The 17670-nt window shown below is 74.0% G+C and carries 17 protein-coding genes and 1 riboswitch; of the genes, 3 read left to right on the top strand and 14 right to left on the bottom strand.

Features of this window, described 5'->3' with window-relative positions; translation table 11 throughout:
- Positions 1–5 precede the first annotated feature (5 nt).
- From QQZ14_RS24700 to QQZ14_RS24685, 4 genes are read right to left on the bottom strand one after another with little or no spacing between them, the layout of a single operon-like run.
- Positions 6–947: an ROK family glucokinase gene (locus QQZ14_RS24700; protein ID WP_284537096.1), complete on the bottom strand. Its 942-nt coding sequence runs from the start codon at positions 945–947 to the stop codon at positions 6–8.
- Positions 944–1429, bottom strand: coding sequence for a hypothetical protein (locus QQZ14_RS24695; protein WP_284537095.1), 486 nt, complete (start codon positions 1427–1429; stop codon positions 944–946). Before QQZ14_RS24695 ends, QQZ14_RS24700 begins: the two co-directional genes overlap by 4 nt.
- Before the next feature lies 1 nt (position 1430).
- A complete protein-coding gene (locus tag QQZ14_RS24690; protein ID WP_284537094.1) occupies positions 1431–2624 on the bottom strand; it encodes an ArsA family ATPase in 1194 nt (397 codons plus the stop codon).
- 21 nt (positions 2625–2645) lie between these two features.
- Positions 2646–3086: an SRPBCC family protein gene (locus tag QQZ14_RS24685; protein ID WP_284537093.1), complete on the bottom strand. Its 441-nt coding sequence runs from the start codon at positions 3084–3086 to the stop codon at positions 2646–2648.
- 204 nt (positions 3087–3290) lie between these two features.
- Here QQZ14_RS24685 and QQZ14_RS24680 point away from each other — a divergent pair, with 204 nt between their 5' ends.
- Entirely contained in the window at positions 3291–5093 is a 1803-nt protein-coding gene (locus tag QQZ14_RS24680; RefSeq protein ID WP_284537092.1) for an AMP-dependent synthetase/ligase, read from the top strand.
- 88 nt (positions 5094–5181) lie between these two features.
- On the opposite strand, the gene QQZ14_RS24675 is transcribed toward QQZ14_RS24680, so the two are convergent.
- The 10 genes from QQZ14_RS24675 to QQZ14_RS24630 all read right to left on the bottom strand — a co-directional run bounded on the left by QQZ14_RS24675 (position 5182) and on the right by QQZ14_RS24630 (position 15411).
- Complete coding sequence (locus QQZ14_RS24675; protein ID WP_284537091.1) at positions 5182–6420, bottom strand: M48 family metallopeptidase; 1239 nt, start codon at positions 6418–6420, stop codon at positions 5182–5184.
- Positions 6417–7640 (bottom strand): hypothetical protein, encoded by a 1224-nt coding sequence (locus QQZ14_RS24670; protein ID WP_284537090.1) that lies wholly within the window; start codon positions 7638–7640, stop codon positions 6417–6419. The genes QQZ14_RS24675 and QQZ14_RS24670 overlap by 4 nt, the downstream gene beginning before the upstream one ends.
- 59 nt (positions 7641–7699) lie before the next feature.
- Positions 7700–8683, bottom strand: a complete 984-nt coding sequence (locus QQZ14_RS24665) for a C40 family peptidase (protein ID WP_284537089.1) — start codon at positions 8681–8683, stop codon at positions 7700–7702.
- A gap of 12 nt (positions 8684–8695) precedes the next feature.
- Positions 8696–8854: riboswitch (cyclic di-AMP (ydaO/yuaA leader) on the bottom strand.
- Between the two features lie 182 nt (positions 8855–9036).
- Entirely contained in the window at positions 9037–9246 is a 210-nt protein-coding gene (locus QQZ14_RS24660; RefSeq protein WP_284537088.1) for a hypothetical protein, read from the bottom strand.
- A gap of 1 nt (position 9247) precedes the next feature.
- Positions 9248–10183: a lysylphosphatidylglycerol synthase domain-containing protein gene (locus QQZ14_RS24655; RefSeq protein WP_284537087.1), complete on the bottom strand. Its 936-nt coding sequence runs from the start codon at positions 10181–10183 to the stop codon at positions 9248–9250.
- Complete coding sequence (locus QQZ14_RS24650; RefSeq protein ID WP_284537086.1) at positions 10180–10890, bottom strand: class I SAM-dependent methyltransferase; 711 nt, start codon at positions 10888–10890, stop codon at positions 10180–10182. The genes QQZ14_RS24655 and QQZ14_RS24650 overlap by 4 nt, the downstream gene beginning before the upstream one ends.
- Positions 10887–12857, bottom strand: a complete 1971-nt coding sequence (locus tag QQZ14_RS24645; protein WP_284537085.1) for a hypothetical protein — start codon at positions 12855–12857, stop codon at positions 10887–10889. The genes QQZ14_RS24650 and QQZ14_RS24645 overlap by 4 nt, the downstream gene beginning before the upstream one ends.
- On the bottom strand, positions 12854–13774 hold the full coding sequence (locus QQZ14_RS24640) for a glycosyltransferase family 2 protein (protein WP_284537084.1): 921 nt from the start codon (positions 13772–13774) through the stop codon (positions 12854–12856). Before QQZ14_RS24640 ends, QQZ14_RS24645 begins: the two co-directional genes overlap by 4 nt.
- A gap of 70 nt (positions 13775–13844) precedes the next feature.
- Positions 13845–15125, bottom strand: coding sequence for an NYN domain-containing protein (locus QQZ14_RS24635; RefSeq protein WP_284537083.1), 1281 nt, complete (start codon positions 15123–15125; stop codon positions 13845–13847).
- 10 nt (positions 15126–15135) lie between these two features.
- Positions 15136–15411 (bottom strand): hypothetical protein, encoded by a 276-nt coding sequence (locus QQZ14_RS24630; protein WP_284537082.1) that lies wholly within the window; start codon positions 15409–15411, stop codon positions 15136–15138.
- Positions 15412–15540: 129 nt separating this feature from the next.
- Between QQZ14_RS24630 and QQZ14_RS24625 the strand changes: the two genes are divergently transcribed.
- Together QQZ14_RS24625 and QQZ14_RS24620 are read left to right on the top strand one after the other, a co-directional pair.
- Complete coding sequence (locus QQZ14_RS24625; RefSeq protein WP_284537081.1) at positions 15541–17337, top strand: DEDD exonuclease domain-containing protein; 1797 nt, start codon at positions 15541–15543, stop codon at positions 17335–17337.
- A 49-nt stretch (positions 17338–17386) separates the two neighbouring features.
- The gene (locus QQZ14_RS24620) at positions 17387–17665 is read left to right on the top strand and encodes an Lrp/AsnC family transcriptional regulator (RefSeq protein ID WP_284537080.1); all 279 of its coding nucleotides are present in this window, start codon (positions 17387–17389) and stop codon (positions 17663–17665) included.
- Positions 17666–17670 lie beyond the last annotated feature (5 nt).

Genomic DNA, 17670 nt, shown 5'->3' with positions numbered 1-17670 from the left:
CGGAACTAGCGACGCGAGAGGTCGGCCGCGCCGATCAGTCCCGCGCGGTTGCCCAGTCGGGCCTTGCGGATCTCGGGGATCGGCCGGAACCCGCGGCCGACGAGCTGCCCGGCGAACGCCGCCCGGGTCGGCTCGAGCAGCAGGTCGTCGGCCTCGCTGACGCCGCCGCCGACCACGACCACGCCCGGGTCGAGGATCTCGGTGAGCGACGCGATGCCCTCGCCGAGCCAGCGGCCGAGCTCGGCCAGCTGCTGGCGCGCGCCCTGGTCGCCGTCGCGGGCGGCCTCGGTGATCAGCGGCCCGGTGATCTTCGCGATGTCGCCGCCGGCGCGCTCGAACATCCCGCGGGCGATCATCGCGCCCGACATGGCGAGCGCCCGGGCCTCGCGGACCAGCGCGGAGCCGCTGGCGTACTGCTCGAAGCAGCCGTGCTTGCCGCAGCCGCACAGGATGCCGTTGGGCACCACGCGCATGTGGCCGATCTCGGCGCCCACGCCGTTGGCGCCGCGGTAGACCGCACCGTCGAGCACGAGGCCGCCGCCGACGCCGGTGCCGACCGTGACGAGCAGCAGGTCCTCGGCGTCGTGGCCGGCGCCGTAGGTGAACTCACCCCAGGCGGCCGCGTTGGCGTCGTTCTCGATCACGACGGGCAGGTCGATGCGCTTCTCGAGCTCCCCCTTGAGGTCCTCGTTGCGCCAGGCGACGTTCGGCGCGAACAGCACCACGGCGCGCGCCTTGTCGACGTAGCCCGCGGCACCGACCCCGACCGTCGCGATCGGGTGCCGCGACCGCAGGTCCACGACCAGACCCGCGATGGCCTCCTCGATCGCCTCCGCGTCGGTCGCCGGGGACTCCACGCGCAGCTCCTCGAGGATCGCGCCCGACTCGTCGACCACCCCTCCGGCGATCTTCGTCCCACCGACGTCGATCCCACACGCCAGGCTCATCTGTCTCCATCCTCAGGTCCGCCCGGGTCAACCGGGTCATCCGGGTCCTCCGGCCAGGCGCCGGGGTCGTCATCGAGGTCGATCCGCTCCACACCACCGGGGCCGCCGCGGGCGCCGCGATCGTCCGGCACGGTGGTCGCCAGCATCGCGGCCGCCGCCTGCATCAGGGCCGTGGCCGCCGTCGTCAGCTGGGCGCGCACCTCCGGCGTCGTCTGCCGCAGCACGTGGACGGTGCGGCAGATCGGGCAGTAGGTGCACTCCGCGGCCCCGGTCGCCAGGTGCTCGTCGACGTCGTGGGCCGCACGGGCCGCCTGGCCCGCGAGCCCGGCGACGCCCTCGCCGATGCCGGAGCCCTGGTCGCGCGCCCACTCCGAGAGCGCGCCGAGGAGCCTGGCCGCCTCCTCGGCGACGGACCCCACCTCGGGCTCGGACCCGCGGCCGGCGTCGCCGGCGTCCGTGGGGCCCTCTCCGTCGTGGCTCACGTCATCTCCCAGCTTCGTCATCGGGGGTCTCGACGAACCGCACCTGCAGCTCGCCCCGCTCCACCCGGGCACCGGCGATGCGGAACCGCGCCAGACCGGATGGGAGCGTGATCAACCGACGATACGATCCCACGGTCACGACCAGATCATCGCCATTGCGGGCCAGGTCCACGTCCGTGCGCGAGACCAGGGGCAGCGCGAGGCGCACGACCGCGCCGCCCTCGGTGCGCCGCACCCGGTACGGCGGCCTGCCGAGCGCGCTGCTCAGCGGGTCGTGCCCGGCGTACACCTCGCGGGCCAGGTCGGCGAGCGGCAGCACGCCGACCGGCTCACGGGGCCGGTACTCCGAGCGCCAGATCGGCAGGCCCGCGAACGACTCCTCGACCCGGCCGAGCACCTCGTCCTGGGCCACGACCCACCCCGCGCGCCAGTCGTCGGCGCCCTCGGCCGGGAAGATCCGGTTCGCGACGACGCCGTCGACGCGGTAGCCGAACAATGACAGCGTCGTGTAGGACCGGCGCGCCTCGGCGAGCACGACGTTCTCGGGGGTGAGCACCAGCCGGACGCTCGCGTCGGCGCCGGTGAGCAGGGTGCGCACCTCGTCGAGCTCGCCGTGCAGCCGCTCGATCGCGTCGAACACCGAGTCCCCGGGCATCGGGACGCCGGCCGCCCGGGTCAGCACCGGCCGCAGCGCCTTGACCACGCGCCGCTCGACCGGGAAGACCCGGTTCATGTACCAGCCCAGCGCCTCGGGCAGCGCGAGCAGCCGCAGCGTCTCGGCCGTCGGTGCGCAGTCGACGACGATCACGTCCCAGGCCCCGGAGAGCGCGTGCAGGCGCAGCTCGAGCAGCGCCAGCACCTCCTCCGCGCCGGGGATCACCGTCAGCTCCTCGGCCGCGACCGGGTCGACGCCCGCGACGTCGAGCACCGAGAGCAGGTAGCGCTGGATGTCGGCCCACGACTGCTCGAACCGCAGCTGCGCGTCGACCTGCACCACGAACAGCCCGGGCGACACCTCGGTCGGCTCGGACCCGATCGCGCCGTACTCGCAGCCGAACGCGTCGGACAGCGAGTGCGCGGCGTCGGTGGAGAGCACGAGGGTACGGCGGCCCGCGGCGGCCGCGAGCGCGGCGGTCCCGGCAGCGACGGTGGACTTGCCGACCCCGCCCTTGCCGGTGAACAGGAGGATGCGCACGGTCAGCTGGTCAGCGTCCCCTCAGCCGAGCGACTCGACGCGCTTCTTGAGCCCCTTCAGCGCCGTGTCGATGAGGATCTTCTCGCCCTTGCGCTTGAGCATCCCGATCAGCGGGATGTTCACGTCGAGGGCGAGGCGGTAGGTGACCTCGGTGGAGCCGTCGGGCAGCTCGCGGAGCAGGTAGGCGCCGTCCAGCGCCCGGAGCATCTTCCCGTGCACCAGCGTCCAGGTGACCATGTGGTCGCCGTTCCAGATGTACTCGAGCGTGTACTCGTCCTTGATCGGCGACACGTCGAGCTTGAAGAAGACCTGCTCGGCGCGCCCGTCGGGGAACTCCGCGACCACGTCGGAGGTGGTGACTCCCTTGGCCCACTCGGGGTAGGCCGGGAAGTCGGCGATCACGGCCATGATGTCGGCGGCTGCAGCGTCGATGACGATCGACGAGGTGGTCTGCTCGGCCATCGGGTCCCCTTGATCACACACAGGTCGTGAGCGAGTCGTCGTGCGGACATGCGTTGGGCACGGGCGATTCGCGGTCGGCTCGGTCTGCGAGCGTACCGGATCCCGGCCGCCGCCCGAGCGGCGGTAACCTCCCTCGGGGAGCCCCAGCGACCTCCGCGCGAACGCGCGCGGCGCCGGACCTAGTCGGATACCCAGGAGGCCATCGTGCGTGAGTTCTCCACCCCGTCGACGATCGAGGTCCCTGCGACCGGCAACCTCACCGACGACGTCGTGGCCAACGCCCGCGAGGCCGGCGACAGCGTGGTGTTCAGCCGCCTGTCGGAGCGGCCCGGCGGTCCCGTCTGGGAGGACGTCACCGCCGCCCTGTTCCTGGCCGAGGTCAGCGCGGTGGCGAAGGGGTTGATCGCCGCCGGCATCGAGGCAGGCGACCGGGTCGCGATCATCTCCAAGACCCGCTACGAGTGGACGCTGCTCGACTACGCGACCTGGTTCGCCGGTGCCGTCAGCGTGCCGATCTACGAGACCTCCTCCTCCGAGCAGATCTCGTGGATCCTCGCCGATTCCGGAGCCCGGGCCGTGGTGGCCGAGGGTCCCGAGCACCTGGCCCGGATCAGCGAGGTCCGGCCGGGTCTCGACCGGCTCAACCACGTGTGGTCGATCGCCGACAACGCGGTCGACAACCTCGCCAAGCTGGGCGCCGACATCTCCGACGAGGAGCTCGAGAAGCGGCGGACGTCCTCGGGCCCGCTCGACCTTGCCACGCTCATCTACACCTCCGGCACGACGGGCCTGCCCAAGGGCTGCATGCTGACCCACGGCAACTTCATGTTCGAGATCGGCGTGGCCGTCACCGAGCTTCCCGAGCTCTTCGAGGGCGATGACGCGTCCACGCTGCTGTTCCTCCCGCTGGCCCACGTGTTCGCCCGGATCATCCAGGTCGGCTGCGTGAAGATGCGCACCCGGCTCGGCCACAGCTCCGACATCAAGAACCTGGTGGCGGACCTCCAGGAGTTCAAGCCGACGTTCGTCCTCGCGGTGCCGCGCGTCTTCGAGAAGGTCTTCAACACCGCCTCCCAGAAGGCCACGGCCGACGGTCGCGGGCGGATCTTCGACCGGGCCGCCGAGACCGCCATCGCCTACTCCCGCGGGCTCGACAAGGGCCGCCCCTCCCTCGCCGTACGCGCCCGGCACGCGATCTACAACCGGCTGGTCTACGGCAAGCTCGCCGCGGCACTCGGCGGCAGCTGCCGCTACGCCGTGTCCGGCGGCGCTCCGCTGGGCGACCGCCTGGGCCACTTCTACCGGGGCATTGGGCTCACGGTTCTCGAGGGCTATGGGCTGACCGAGACCACCGCCGCGCTGACGGTCAACCTGCCCGACGCGATCAAGGTCGGCACCGTCGGGCGACCGCTGCCCGGCACCGCCGTCCGGGTCGCCGACGACGGTGAGCTGCTGTTCCGCGGCGGACAGGTGTTCGCGGGCTACTGGCACAACGAGGCCGCGACCACCGAGGCGCTCGAGCGCGAGGGCTGGTTCCACACCGGCGACGTCGGCGAGGTCGACGACGAGGGCTTCGTGCGGATCACCGGCCGCAAGAAGGAGATCCTCGTGACCGCGGGCGGCAAGAACGTCGCCCCCGCCGTTCTCGAGGACCGGCTGCGGTCCCACGTGCTCATCGACCAGTGCATCGTGGTCGGCGACGGCCAGCCGTTCATCGCCGCGCTGATCACCCTCGACCGCGAGTCGCTGCCCGCCTGGGCGGAGGCCAACGGCAAGTCCGGCAGCTTCGACGACCTGCTCGACGACCCCGATCTGCGGGCCGAGATCGAGGCCGCGGTCGAGGACGCCAACAAGGCGGTCTCGAAGGCCGAGTCGATCCGCAAGTTCACGATCCTCCCCGACGAGTGGACCGAGGAGGGCGGCCAGCTGACCCCCAGCCTCAAGATCCGGCGCAACGTCGTCATGCGCGAGTTCAAGGAGGACGTGGCCGCGCTGTACGTGTCCTGACGGGACCGAGCTTCCCGACACGGAGAGTGGCTCAACGCCCTTGCGGAGGCCGGCTCCACACCGGCACGGCCACTGCCATGTCCGGGCCCTACTCCCCCGCGAGCTGTCGGGCGATCGCGATCCGGGTCAGCGTGGTGGGGTGCGAGCCGAACCAGAACGACGACCACGCCGGGGGGGTCACGTCGGCCAGCGAGTGCAGCGCCAGCTGGCGCTGCACGCCGACGAACGCTCCCGGGTCGTGCGTGGTCTCGAGGGCGTCGACGTCGGCGCGGGTCTCGATCTGCCGGCTGATGCCGTTCTCGACCGGGCTGGCCAGCAGCGTGCCGACGGCCAGCAGCGCCAGCACCAGCGGCACCACCGCGGGGTCGCCCATGCCGGCCCGGCGCCGCCCGACCAGCAGCCCCAGCAGGCCGACGCCGAACACCGCACCGGCCGCGCCGAGCAGCGACCCCGTGAGCACGTCGTCGTGCTTCGCGTGGGCGAGCTCGTGCGCGACCACCGAGAGCGCCTGGTCGCGCGGCACGTCGTCGACGAGGTTGTCGTAGAGCACCACCCGGCGGGTGCCACCGAAGCCGGACACATAGGCGTTGAGGGTCGTCGTACGCCGGGAGGCGTCCGCGACGAGCACGTCGTCGACCGGCACGTGCTCCCGCTCGGCGAGGTCGAGGACCTCGGTGCGCAGCGGCTCCGCACGGAGCGAGGTGAAGTCGTTGAACAGCGGCTCGATCACGACCGGGTAGACGAACGACCCGGCCAGGACCAGCCCGCCCAGCAGCGCCCCCGCCAACGCCGGCCAGGCCCGGGTCCAGCGCCGGGCCATGCCGACCAGGACCACCAGCACGATCGAGGTGGCCACGATCGCCACCAGCTCGTTCTTCACGACGTCGACCGCGAACCCCGACCAGGCCTGGTGGCTGAGCCCGTGGTCCAGCGCATGCCGGCGCAGCAGCACCGAGAACGGCAGCGTGGCCACCCGCCCGACCAGCGCGAGCGCCGCCACCGCGAGCACCACCCGGACCCACCACCACCCGCGCAGCCGGGCCGCCAGCCGGGCGCCCCACGGGCCGAAGCCCAGCACGCAGGCCACCGCGAGCGACACGGCCAGCGAGCTCCAGCTCCACGCCCGCGCCCAGCGCGCGTAGTCCTCACCGCGCTGGAGCTCCGCACGGGTGAACACCGAGCCGGGGTCTGCGGGCGCGGGGGTGCCGCCGGGCACCGGGTGCCACGGCACCAGCCAGGCGGCGAGCACGACGAACGCGAGGCCGCCGAGCACGGTGACGGCCAGCGCCACCCTGAGCTGAGCCGGGCGGCCGGGCGGGGTCCTCACCTGGCCGATTGTGACAGGGCCAGGTGCGCGAGCAGGTCGCGCCACCGCGCGGTCAGCTCCCGGACCGACAGCCCGAACACCGACTCCAGGGCCCTGCCCACCGGCTGCCCGTCGTCGACCGCACGGTAGAAGCGCACCAGGCCGACCTGGCCGCCGTCCTGGGCGAGCAGCCGGCAGACGAGCCAGGCACTCTCGTACGTCGCGCCCAGGTGGGTCGCGCGGGTGCCGAACTCGGCGGCCCCGGGCAGCGTGCGCGGCGGCCCGGAGCGGCGCACCTCCGCGATGATCTGGGCGGCCGACCGCGAGACGGGGAGGTCGACGTCGCGCAGGGCGACGTAGTCGGCGAACCCCTCCAGCAGCCACAGCGGCATCCGGCTCGTCCAGGCCTCGGCGGCCACGTGCGTCGCCTCGTGGCTCATCACGACCTGCGCGCCGGTGGGCCGCAGGCCGTCGTACACGTCGGGGTTCACGAACACGTGCACCGGAGCGTCGGCGGCGAGCGAGCCGTCCGGGGAGGTCGTCACCGCGGCGATCTGGTCGTAGGTGCCGGGCTCGGCGTCGAGCGCCCGGTCCAGCTCGTCGACGGAGCCCGGGACCTCGACGACGAGGCCGCGGTCCCACCCCGGGAGCACCCGGCGTACGACGGGAACCGCGACGGCGGCCCGCCGCGCGTATCGGTCGGCCTCGGCGGCGGAGCCGTCCACGAGCACCAGCGTCCGGGCGGTGCGCCGCACCTGGAGTGGACCCGACAGCCACAGGGGGGACACCCGGTCCCCGCCGCCGAACCCGGTCAGCGCGACGCGCTCGTCCTCCTGCCGGAGCTCCACCGTCACCTCGGCGCGGGCCGGCGCCCGGTCGAAGCCCGCGAACCGCCAGGTGGCGTCGACCACGGCGCGCCAGTCCCCCTCCGCGTCGAGTCCGCCCTCGGCGTCGACGTAGCGCAGGGTGAAGTCGGCCACGCGCAGCTCCTCGGCGTTGCGCACCACGGCGGCCAGCAGCTCGGCGGCGGCCGGGTCGTCGGCCGGCGCGAGCGCGCGGGCCGCGTCGAGGTCGCCGGCGTCGACCGCACGCTCGAGGCCGGTCAGCGTCTGGGCCGCCAGCCCGGGCGAGACGCTGTGGGCCGGCGGCCGCGGCGGCGGTGCGACGTAGACGTCGTCGTCGGTCAGCCACCAGGCGAGCAGGCCGGTCGCGACCACCAGGCACAGCGAGAGGCCGGCCACCCACCAGCGTGGGCGACCGGCCTCTCTGCGCCGATCGGGGGTCTCAGGCACCTGCAGCGTCAGCCGGGGCGGACCGCACCGGAGTAGGGCATCGAGAAGACGCCGGCGACGACGACGCCGGTGCCGGGGTTGGCGGCGTGCACGATCATGCCGTTGCCGATGTAGATGCCGACGTGGCTGATCGGGCTGTAGTAGAACACCAGGTCGCCCGGCTGGAGGTCGCCGGACGCGACGTGCGGCCCGGAGCCGAACTGCGCGCTCGAGGAGTGCGGCAGCCCCACGCCGGCCTGGGCCCAGGCCATCATCGTCAGGCCGGAGCAGTCGAAGGCGCTCGGCCCGGCGGCGCCGTAGACGTAGGCGTCGCCGACCTGCGCGAGCGCGTACTGGACGGCCGCGGCCGCACGGCCGGAGACCGGGACGTCGGAGGGGACGCGGACGCTGCCACGAGACAGGATGTCCTGGCGCTCCTCCTCCTTGAGGTCGGCGAGCAGGGACTTGGCCGACGCGAGCTTGTCGTCGATCGTCTTCTTCTCGGTCGCCAGCTCCTTCTCGAGCTCGGCGACCTCGGACGCGCGCTTCTCGGTGGCGGCGCTGCGGATGTCGAGCGACTTGAGCTCGGTGGCGTAGTCGTCGAAGAGCTGCGACTGCATGTCGTTGAAGGCCGACATCGTCGAGAGCTGCGACAGGAAGGCCTGCGGGTCCTCGGAGACGACGACCTGGCTGACGGCGTTCAGGCTCTGGCCCTCGTACTGCCGCACGACGGAGTCCTGGACGTGCTCGCGCACCACCTGGAGGCGGGCGTCCTGGCGCTCCTGGTCGGCGCGCAGCGAGCCGAGGTCACGCTGGAGCTCCTGGAGCTCGAGCTTGGCGTCGTTGTAGCGCTCGGAGGCCTGCTCCGCCTCGTGGTAGAGCCGGTCGACCCGGCTCTGGACGTCGTCGATGTCGGGTTCGGCCTGCGCCGGCGAGGAGGGCATCAGGCCCACCGCGGCGATGAGGGCGAATCCGCTCAGGACGGTGATGAATCGGTTCCGGCCGTTCTGCACGAGCGGGCGCTCTCCCTTGCACGTCGTACGCCTACCGGGTGAGCTGACGGGTTCGGGCACGACATTTGCCCTACGCCTCGAGAGGCGATTCACCCCAGGTGGTCTGGGACCACCGATGGTTCCCCGGCTCCCGGGCCGGCGAACCGGTCCGGGACTCAGCGCGGTGACCGCGCGGATCCGAGTGATCCACAACCACGGCCACCTCAGCGCCACACGTTAGTGCGCCTGGTCGGCAGCGGCCAAGTTTCGGGGAGTGTCACCGTGAGTTTCTCGTCACGTCGGCCCGGTCTCTGCCCCATCCGGGCCCCAGGAGCCACACCAGTCACACCCGTCACAGGGAGGCATTCGCGTCCTCAGGCCGACTCGACCACCACCGGGCCGTCGAGGGGCTGGACCAGGCGCAGGGGTGGGACCAGCCCGCCCTGGGCGAGGACGTCGAGGGCACGCCGCTCGTCGTCGTCGAAGGTGAGCTCGGGCGGGGGCCCGAGCAGCACGGTCACCACGCAGTCGTGGCAGTGCAGACCCCGCACCTCACAGGAGTCACAGTCGATTCTCGTCGTCATGTCAGGAACGGTCGCAGGGCCCACCGACAGCGGGGCCCGACACCGCCACCTCCCGGCGTGTCGCGCGGGCCAGCGCCCACGCCGCCGCCGCCAGCAGCAGGTCGCCACCGGTGTGCAGCACCCGGGTCAGCAGCGCGAGCGCCGTGGCGGTCGTGACCCCGGTGACCGGCGCCAGCAGCGCGATCAGCGTGACCTCGCGAGCGCCCACCCCCGCCGGCGCGAGCACGACCAGCACGCCCACGGCGTACGCGGTCGTGAACGCCCCGGCCGCGACCGGGAACAGCGCGACCGAGGGCTCCGGCGCGAGCGCCAGCAGGGCCGCCGCGTAGCAGCTCCACGTCACCGCCATCAGCGCCACGAGCACGCCGACCTCCGGCACCGAGAGCCGCAGCGCCCGCCCAGCGCCGGCGACGAGCGACCCGGCGCGGTTGACGGCGTACGGCGTCAGCCCGGCCACGCACCCGGCCACGCCGACCGCGACCAGCCACCACGGGACCCCGGGGTCCCAGGCGCCGCTGAGCGCGAACGCCCCCGACACGAGACCGGACGTGGCCAGGTTGAGCCACAGGAACATCAGCGACGTGCCGACCGTGACCCGCGGGGGGACGTCGAACCCGCGGGCCAGCCCCGCGTGCGCGCCCATCGACCACACCGAGCCCGGGATGTACTTGCCGAGCTGGCCGACGAAGAACACCGCCCGCCCCTCACCGCGTGGCAGCCGGTGGCCGTAGCCGTCGAGCAGGCGCAGCCACGCCACGCTGGTGACCAGCAGCCCCGCGACCACGAGCCCCGCGGCAGAGGCCAGCGCGAGGGGCGAGGTGCGCCGCGCGACGTCGGCGAGCTCCTCGCCCTGGCCGCGCAGCCCCCACCAGGCGAAGCCGAGCACCGCGACCAGGAACCCGCCGCGCAGCACGTCCAGCCAGCGGCGCCTGCTCACGGCCGCCCCAGCGAGATCAGGGCGGTCCGCGTGGGGTAGGGCAGCGCCGGCGTCCGCCCGCGGGTCCAGCGCACCCGCAGCCGGGTCCCCAGAGCCTCGACCGCGGCGCGGTAGCGGGCCCGGTCGACGTTGTCGAACACCACCAGCCCGCCGTCGGCGATCCGGTCGACGGCCCGCACCAGGCAGGCCTCCCGGGCCCGCCCGTCGATCACGACCAGGTCGAAGTCGCCGTCCAGGTCGTCGATCGCGTCGGCGTACGCCGTGAAGTCCAGCCCCTCGAAGCCCCGCTTGGCCGAGCGCACCCCACCCGGTCCCGGGCGGGGCTCGACCACGCGGAGCTCGACGCTGTCGAGGTCGCGGGCCGCGAGGGCGCGGGCGGTGCGTGCCGCCCACGCCGGGTCGTGCTCGACGGTCACCACCGCACCGGCGCGGCGGGCCAGCCAGACCGTCGAGGCTCCCGAGCCCCACTCGAGCACGCGCGCGGCCGGCCGGGTGCGCAGGAAGTCCTCGACGGCGTCCGCCGACGCGAGCGTCCACCACGGGACGTCCAGCGCGAGCATGTCGTCGAGGTCGTAGATCGCCAGCCAGGACCGCACCCACAGCGCGGTGCGCGAGCGCCGGGCCGCCGCGTCGAGCAGCCGCAGCAGCCCGGTCGCCCGGAGCAGCGACCGGACCGACCGCAGTGCGGCGATGTAGATCCTCTTCACCGGTCCTCCTTCGTTGCCGTCTCGACTCGCAGCGTCAGCAGGCGCAGGGCCTCGTCGGCGTTGGAGTCGGTGTCGCTCACCGTGATCAGCAGCCGGTCCGCGCCGTACGCAGCGGCCAGCGGCGCCGGCACCCGCGCGGCGAACTCCTCGCCCGTGCCGCTCACCTCGACGGGCGAGCCGTTGACCTCGAGGCCGATCCCAGCGCGTCCCAGGGCGGTGCCGCGCAGCACCAGGTCGCGGCCGCGGGCCCAGTCGGGCAGCACGAACCCGAGCCCGGCCCGGTCGAGCTCGAGCCCGATGCCCGGGTCGTCGTGGTGGACCGCCCAGCCGTCCAGCATCACGTCGCCGCCGTTGCCGCCGTGGTCGAGGTCGAGGCCACCGGCCGGGTAGTCCGCGAGCACCAGCTCGCAGCGGGCGGCGTACGACATCGTCACCCGGTGCCACCACAGCCACCGGGTCACGTCGGCGAACCGGGTGCAGTTGTCACCGATCCGGTCCACCCCGCTCACCGTGGCGAGGAACTCGGTCGGCGCCGCCTCCCAGGAGCCGCGGCGCTGGTCGTCGTAGGCCGCGAGAGGACCGATCAGGTACGTCGCGCAGTTCTCCCGGCCGTCGTTCGAGACGCGCATGAACGCGCCGTCCTCGGTGTGCGGCTGGCAGACCACGAACCCGCCGCGCGGGATCGAGGGCGCCAGCTCGCGCACGCTGGTGCGCCAGTAGTCCGTCGGCAGGTCGTACGTCGGCCACCGCTCCCCCACGGCCGGCGCGATCGCCGCGGCCGGGAGGCTGGAGTAGGCGTAGCCGTAGGGGAACAGCTGGACCTGGACCACGAGGGGGACGACCAGCGCGAGCGCCGCGAGCGGCCACCCGCGGGGGCGCGCGGCCACCGCCGCGATGCCGACGGTGGCGAGCACCGCGAGCGCCGGGTAGGCGAACAGCAGCTGGCGCAGGCCGTTGTAGAGGTTGGAGCCGCGCGCGATCGCCAGCAGCGGCAGCGCGAACGCCTGCAGCAGCACCATCGCCAGCACCACGCGGGCGGGGTCGGCGCGGAGCCGCCGTACCGCGAGGACCGCGCCGAGGCCGCCGAGGAGGAGCAGCAGGGTCGGCACCTCCGTGACCAGGAACGCCGGGATGTACCACCGGCTGCCGCTGGACCCGCCGAACCTCGAGGACTCCGACACCGATCCGGTCAGGGCCTCCAGCGGCGAGCCGAACGGCGCCGGGTAGACCAGCGCGACCACGCCGACGCCGGCGGCGACCGCCGCCGCGACGGCGACCGACCGCGCGACCCGGTCGCCGCGGCCGAGCAGCAGCGCGGCCAGCGCCGCGAGGGCCAGGCCCGGCCAGATGCCGGGGCGGGTGCCCGCGGCGAGCACCGCGCCGGCGGCGGCGGTCGCGGCGCCGGCCGCCATCCGCGCACGCCGCCCCGTGGTCGCGACCACCGCGAAGCCCAGGGTGGCGAGCGTGTAGCCGCTGGCCACGGGCACGTCCTTGAGGTTGAACATCGCGTGCCCGGTCCACGCCGGCATCGCGGCGAGCGCCGCGGCCGCGACCAGGCCCCAGCTCCACGAGCGCAGCGCCAGCCGCGCCAGCGCCGCCACCCCGGCCAGGGCCGGGAGCGCGAGCAGGCCGACGCCGAGGTGGCGTACGGCGTACGCCGTGGCGCTCGCCGACACCTCGCCGGCGCCGTCGACGCCGGTCAGCAGGCCCAGGCCGTGCAGCAGCAGCATCGTCACCGGCCCGTAGACGTGGACCGTCCCGGCCCACGAGCCGGGGGCGTCGCCGTGCAGGTCCTGCTGGAGGACGTACCAGCCCGAGCTGCCGAGGTAGGTGCGCATCCGCAGCACGTGGTAGGTCTCGTCCCAGGACACCCCGATCCGCCAGCCACCGGCGAAGACCAGCACGGTCGCGCAGACGAGGACGGCCCCGGCCGCGAGGAGCAGCGGCCGCGGGACGGGGGCGCTCACGTGCGCTGGCCCAGGCCCCGGTTGCGCGCGTGCACGACCATCTCGGCGAGCAGCCCGAACAGCGTGAGCTGCAGGCCCACCATCACCATCAGCACGCCCGCGATCAGCAGCGGACGGTCCCCGATCGGCTCCCCGAGCACCTTGACCACCGTGAGGTAGCCGAGCGTCAGGAACCCGAGCAGCAGGCTCGCCATGCCGAGAGCCCCGAACAGGTGCGAGGGACGGTGCTCGTAGCTGAGCAGGAAGCGGACCGTGAGCAGGTCGGCGAAGCCCCGCCAGAACCGGGCCAGGCCGTACTTGCTCGACCCCGACATCCGGGCGTGGTGCTGCACCGGCACCTCGGTGACCCGGTAGCCCATCCCGTGCGCGATCACCGTCAGGTAGCGGTGCATCTCGCCGTACAGCATCGGTGAGACGTCCTCGGCCACTGCCGCGCGCATCGCCTTGTAGCCGGAGTTGAAGTCCCGTCCCGGCGCCCCGGAGAGCAGCCCGGTGGTCCGGTTGTAGAGGCGCGAGGTGGTCCGCTTCACGAACCGGTCCTGGCGCACCAGCCGGGCCCCGGTGACCAGGTCGGCGCCCCCGTCGATCCGCTCGAGGAGCCGGCTCAGCTCGGCCGGGTCGTCCTGGCCGTCGGCGTCCATCATCACCACCACGTCGGCGCCGCCGTCGAGGGCCCTTCGGAAGCCGCGCTGGAGCGCCGCCGCCTTGCCGAGGTTGTGCCGCAGCGTCTCGAGCTCGACCTCCGGGTGCTCGGCCATCAGCCGGGCCACGGTCTTGCCCGTGTCGTCGGTGGAGCCGTCGTCGACCACCAGCACCCGACCCGAGGGGGCGAAGGTGGCGACCTCGGCGGCGATGCGGGGCACCAGCACCCGCAGGTTCTCGGCCTCGTCCAGCGCCGGTACGACGACCCACAGCATGCCCGCATGGTCGCGAGGGCGGGTGAACGCGCCGCGACGTCGCCACGACGTGCCCGTGAGCCGGGCGTGGCTATCGGGCGAGCAGCTCCACGAGCGCGCCGGGCGAGACCACCCGGGCGCCGTCGCGGGCGACGTCGTCGGCGACCGCCCGGTCGTCGGTCACCACCACGACGACCCGGCCGGCCGGCTCGGCCGCGACCAGGTCGCGGAGCACGTCGTCGGCGATCACCCCGCGCGGGCTGAAGAGCACCTTGACGCCGCGCGGGGCGTGCACCGGCGGCCGGTGGTCGGTGTCGGCCGCGTCGAACACCACGGTGGTCTCGGCCCGGGTGCGCGCGACCAGCGGCGCGAGCGCGGTGACCAGCCGGTTGCGCTGGGCCTCCAGCGGCGCGGTCGGCCACGCGGTCTTGGTGAGGTTGTAGCCGTCGACGAGCAGCCGGGCCTGCGGCATCGCGAGGAACTGCTCGAGCAGCGCCGCGCTCGAGGCACCGAGCGCCCCGGCGGAGCTCGGGTCGCGGCTGCCGGCGGCCGCGAGGTCCGCCTCGACCCGGTCGCCCGGCGCGCCGGCGACGGTCGGCAGGGCGAGCTCACGGCGCAGGCCGGTCGCGGCGTCGATCACGGTGTCGAGCAGCACCCGGGCGCGCAGGGTCGCGTCGTCGCGGTCGGAGCGGGCGTCCCGGCGGTCCCGGGCCGCCTCGGACTCGAACCGCTCGACCAGCCCCCGCAACCGGCGGTTGTCCTTCTCCAGGGCCGCGCACCGCTCCGCGGCCTCCGCCTCCGCTGCCTCCCGCGCCTCGGCCGCCTCCTGGGCCAGGCCCCGTGCCTCACGCTCGGCGGCCCGGGTGTCGCCGAGCTTGCGCCGCAGCGCGGCGTTGTCCGCCTTGTACTCCTCGACCTGGGCCCGGTGTGCGGCCCGCAGGTCGCGCAGCGCCTGCTCGGCGTCGGCGAGCCGGGAGCGCAGCCGCTCGACCTCACGGTCGGCGCGGTCCGGGGCCGTGGTCTCGGTGCGCTCCGCCACCCGGCGTACGGCGTCGTCGAGGCTCGCCTCCCAGCCCTCGGGCCGGGTCAGCCACTGGCGGGCGGCCTCGGTGGCCGGATCGTCGGCCGGCTCGGCCGGCACCCGCGCCGCCACCTGGGTGCCGACGCGCGAGCGGAACTCGTCGTCGGCGAGCGCCTCGGCGATCGCGGTACCGCCCAGGCGGGCCCGGCGGGCGGGCGCGAAGTCGGCGACCCGGCGTACGGCGGCGGGCAGCCGGGGCACGTCGGGGAGCGTGTCGGCGGTCAGGGCGACGACGCGAGCGCGGACCGGCTCCGGGAGCTCGCCGAGCGAGCGGAGCACTGGATCGGACACGGCCGGCCCGTCAGCTCGGCCCGGTGTCGACGCCGGCCGGCTCCCCCGAGGGCTGGGTCTGGTGGCGGGGCACGACCTCGATCGCGTCGGACCGGCCGCACCAGCGGCAGGTCACGGCCTCGACCGACTCGTCGCGGACCCGGGTCTCCTCGACCCGGTGGTCGCCCGCGAGGTCGAAGTGCCAGAACTCCGTCGTCCGGCTGGTCCGGGTGACGTCGAATCGGGTGAGGTTGCCGCAGCCCGAGCAGCGCCAACGGTGACCGGCGTCGGGGATCCCGGTGGTCATCGCGCTCCTCTCGGTCCTCGGTGGTCGGTGATCTGTGGTCGGCGGTCGGTGCCCGTCGAGACCACAGCCTATTCCTCGCAACCGCGCGTCTCCCCGGGATTGTCGGTGGCCGGATCTAGCGTCAGTGACATGGCCAGCGGCGTTCGAGAGGCGACCTCCCGGTGGGAGTCGCAGCGCAGCTTCGACGAGCTGGGCCGCCCGCTGCGCGACATCACGTTCTGCGTGGTCGACCTGGAGACCACCGGCGGCTCGCCCGACGGCGGCTCGATGATCACCGAGATCGGCGCGGTCAAGGTCCGCGGCGGCGAGGTGCTCGGCGAGTTCCAGACGCTGGTCAACCCGCGCACCGAGATCCCCGCGTTCATCGCGGTCCTCACCGGCATCAGCAACTCCATGGTGGTCGACGCGCCGCCGATCGAGTCCGCGCTCCCGGCGTTCCTGGAGTTCGCCGCCGGCACCGTCCTGGTCGCCCACAACGCCCCGTTCGACGTCGGCTTCCTGCGCCACTTCGCCGAGCAGCAGGGGCGTGCGTGGCCGCGGTTCGAGGTGCTCGACACCGCCCGGCTCGCCCGCCGGGTCGTCACCCGCGACGACGCGCCCAACTGCAAGCTGTCCTCGCTGGCCAAGGCGTTCAACTCCACGACCACGCCCAACCACCGGGCCCTGTCCGACGCCCGGGCCACCGTGGACGTCCTGCACGGGCTGATGGAGCGGCTCGGCGGCGTCGGGGTGCACACGCTCGAGGAGCTCCAGACGTTCTCCTCCCGGGTCAGCTCCGCCCAGCGCCGCAAGCGCCACCTCGCCGAGGCGCTCCCCCACGCCCCGGGCGTCTACCTGTTCCGCGACGACCGCTCCCGGGTGCTCTACGTCGGCACCTCCCGCGACCTGCGCACCCGGGTCCGCTCCTACTTCACCGCCTCCGAGACCCGATCGCGGATGGGCGAGATGGTCGGCATCGCCGCCTCGGTCGACGGCATCGAGTGTGCGACCGCGCTCGAGGCCGAGGTCCGCGAGCTGCGGCTGATCGCCGAGCACAAGCCGAAGTACAACCGCCGCTCCCGGTTCCCAGAGAAGGTCCACTTCATCAAGCTCACCCGCGAGCCCTGGCCCCGGCTCTCGCTGGTGCGCCGGGTGCTCGATGACGACGCCGACTACCTCGGCCCGTTCTCGTCGAAGAAGACCGCCGAGAAGTGCCTGGCCGCGCTCCACGAGACGTTCCCCGTCCGGCAGTGCTCCGACCGGCTGCCCCGCGACCCCTCCGGCTCCGGCGGGCGGGCGCCGTGCGTGCTCGCCGAGATGGACCGGTGCCTGGCCCCGTGCGACGGCAGCGTCGACGAGCCGGCGTACGCCGCCGTCGTCCGCCAGCTGCGCGACTCCGTGCTCCGGCGGCCCGACGAGGTGGTCGAGACCATCAACGCCAAGATGGCGGCGCTGGCCGCCGACGAGCGCTTCGAGGAGGCCGGCGTCCACCGCGACCGGCTGGCGGCGTTCGTGCGGGCCGCGGCCCGCACCCAGCGGCTCTCCGCGCTCACCCGGTGTCCCGAGGTGGTGGCGGCCCGGCGCGACGACGACGGCCGGTGGGCGGTGCACGTGGTGCGCCACGGCCGCCTCGCGGCCGCCGGCGTGATCCCGCCCGGCGCCGACGCCCACTCCTACGTCGCGACGCTGCGCCTCTCGGCCGAGACCGTGGCCACCGCGCCGGGCCCGGTGCCCGCCGCCACCGCCGAGGAGACCGAGAAGGTCCTGCGCTGGCTCGAGTCCCCCGGCGTGCGCCTGATCGACGTCGACGGCGAGTGGAGCTGTCCGGTCGCCGGCGCGACCCGCCACCTCGCGATCCACGACGCGGTCAACCAGTCCCGGCTCTCCCTGGTGCCGTTCGGGGAGCGCAGCCGCACCCTGACGACCGTCCACCAGCCGGCGCGATAGGCGCCCCGGCGATGCCGTGGCGCACCTCGGCCGGCGGTAAGGTCCGTCTGTGATCACCGCCATCGTCTTCGTGAAGGCCGACGTCGCCAGGATCCCCGAGGTGGCCGAGGAGATCGCGGCCCTCGACGGGGTCAGCGAGGTCTACTCCGTCACCGGTCAGATCGACCTGATCGCGTTGGTGCGGGTGCGCAACCACGAGGACGTCGCGTCCGTCGTGGCCGACCGCCTCAACAAGGTCGCCGGGGTCAACGCGACCGAGACCCACATCGCGTTCCGCACCTACTCCCGCCACGACCTCGAGTCGGCGTTCTCGCTCGGTCTGGACTGACCGGG

The organism is Nocardioides sp. T2.26MG-1 (assembly GCF_950101795.1).
Taxonomy (GTDB): Bacteria; Actinomycetota; Actinomycetes; order Propionibacteriales; family Nocardioidaceae; genus Nocardioides.
The sequence above is the reverse complement of the archived record's forward strand: the minus strand, read 5'-3'. Positions and strand labels throughout refer to the sequence as shown.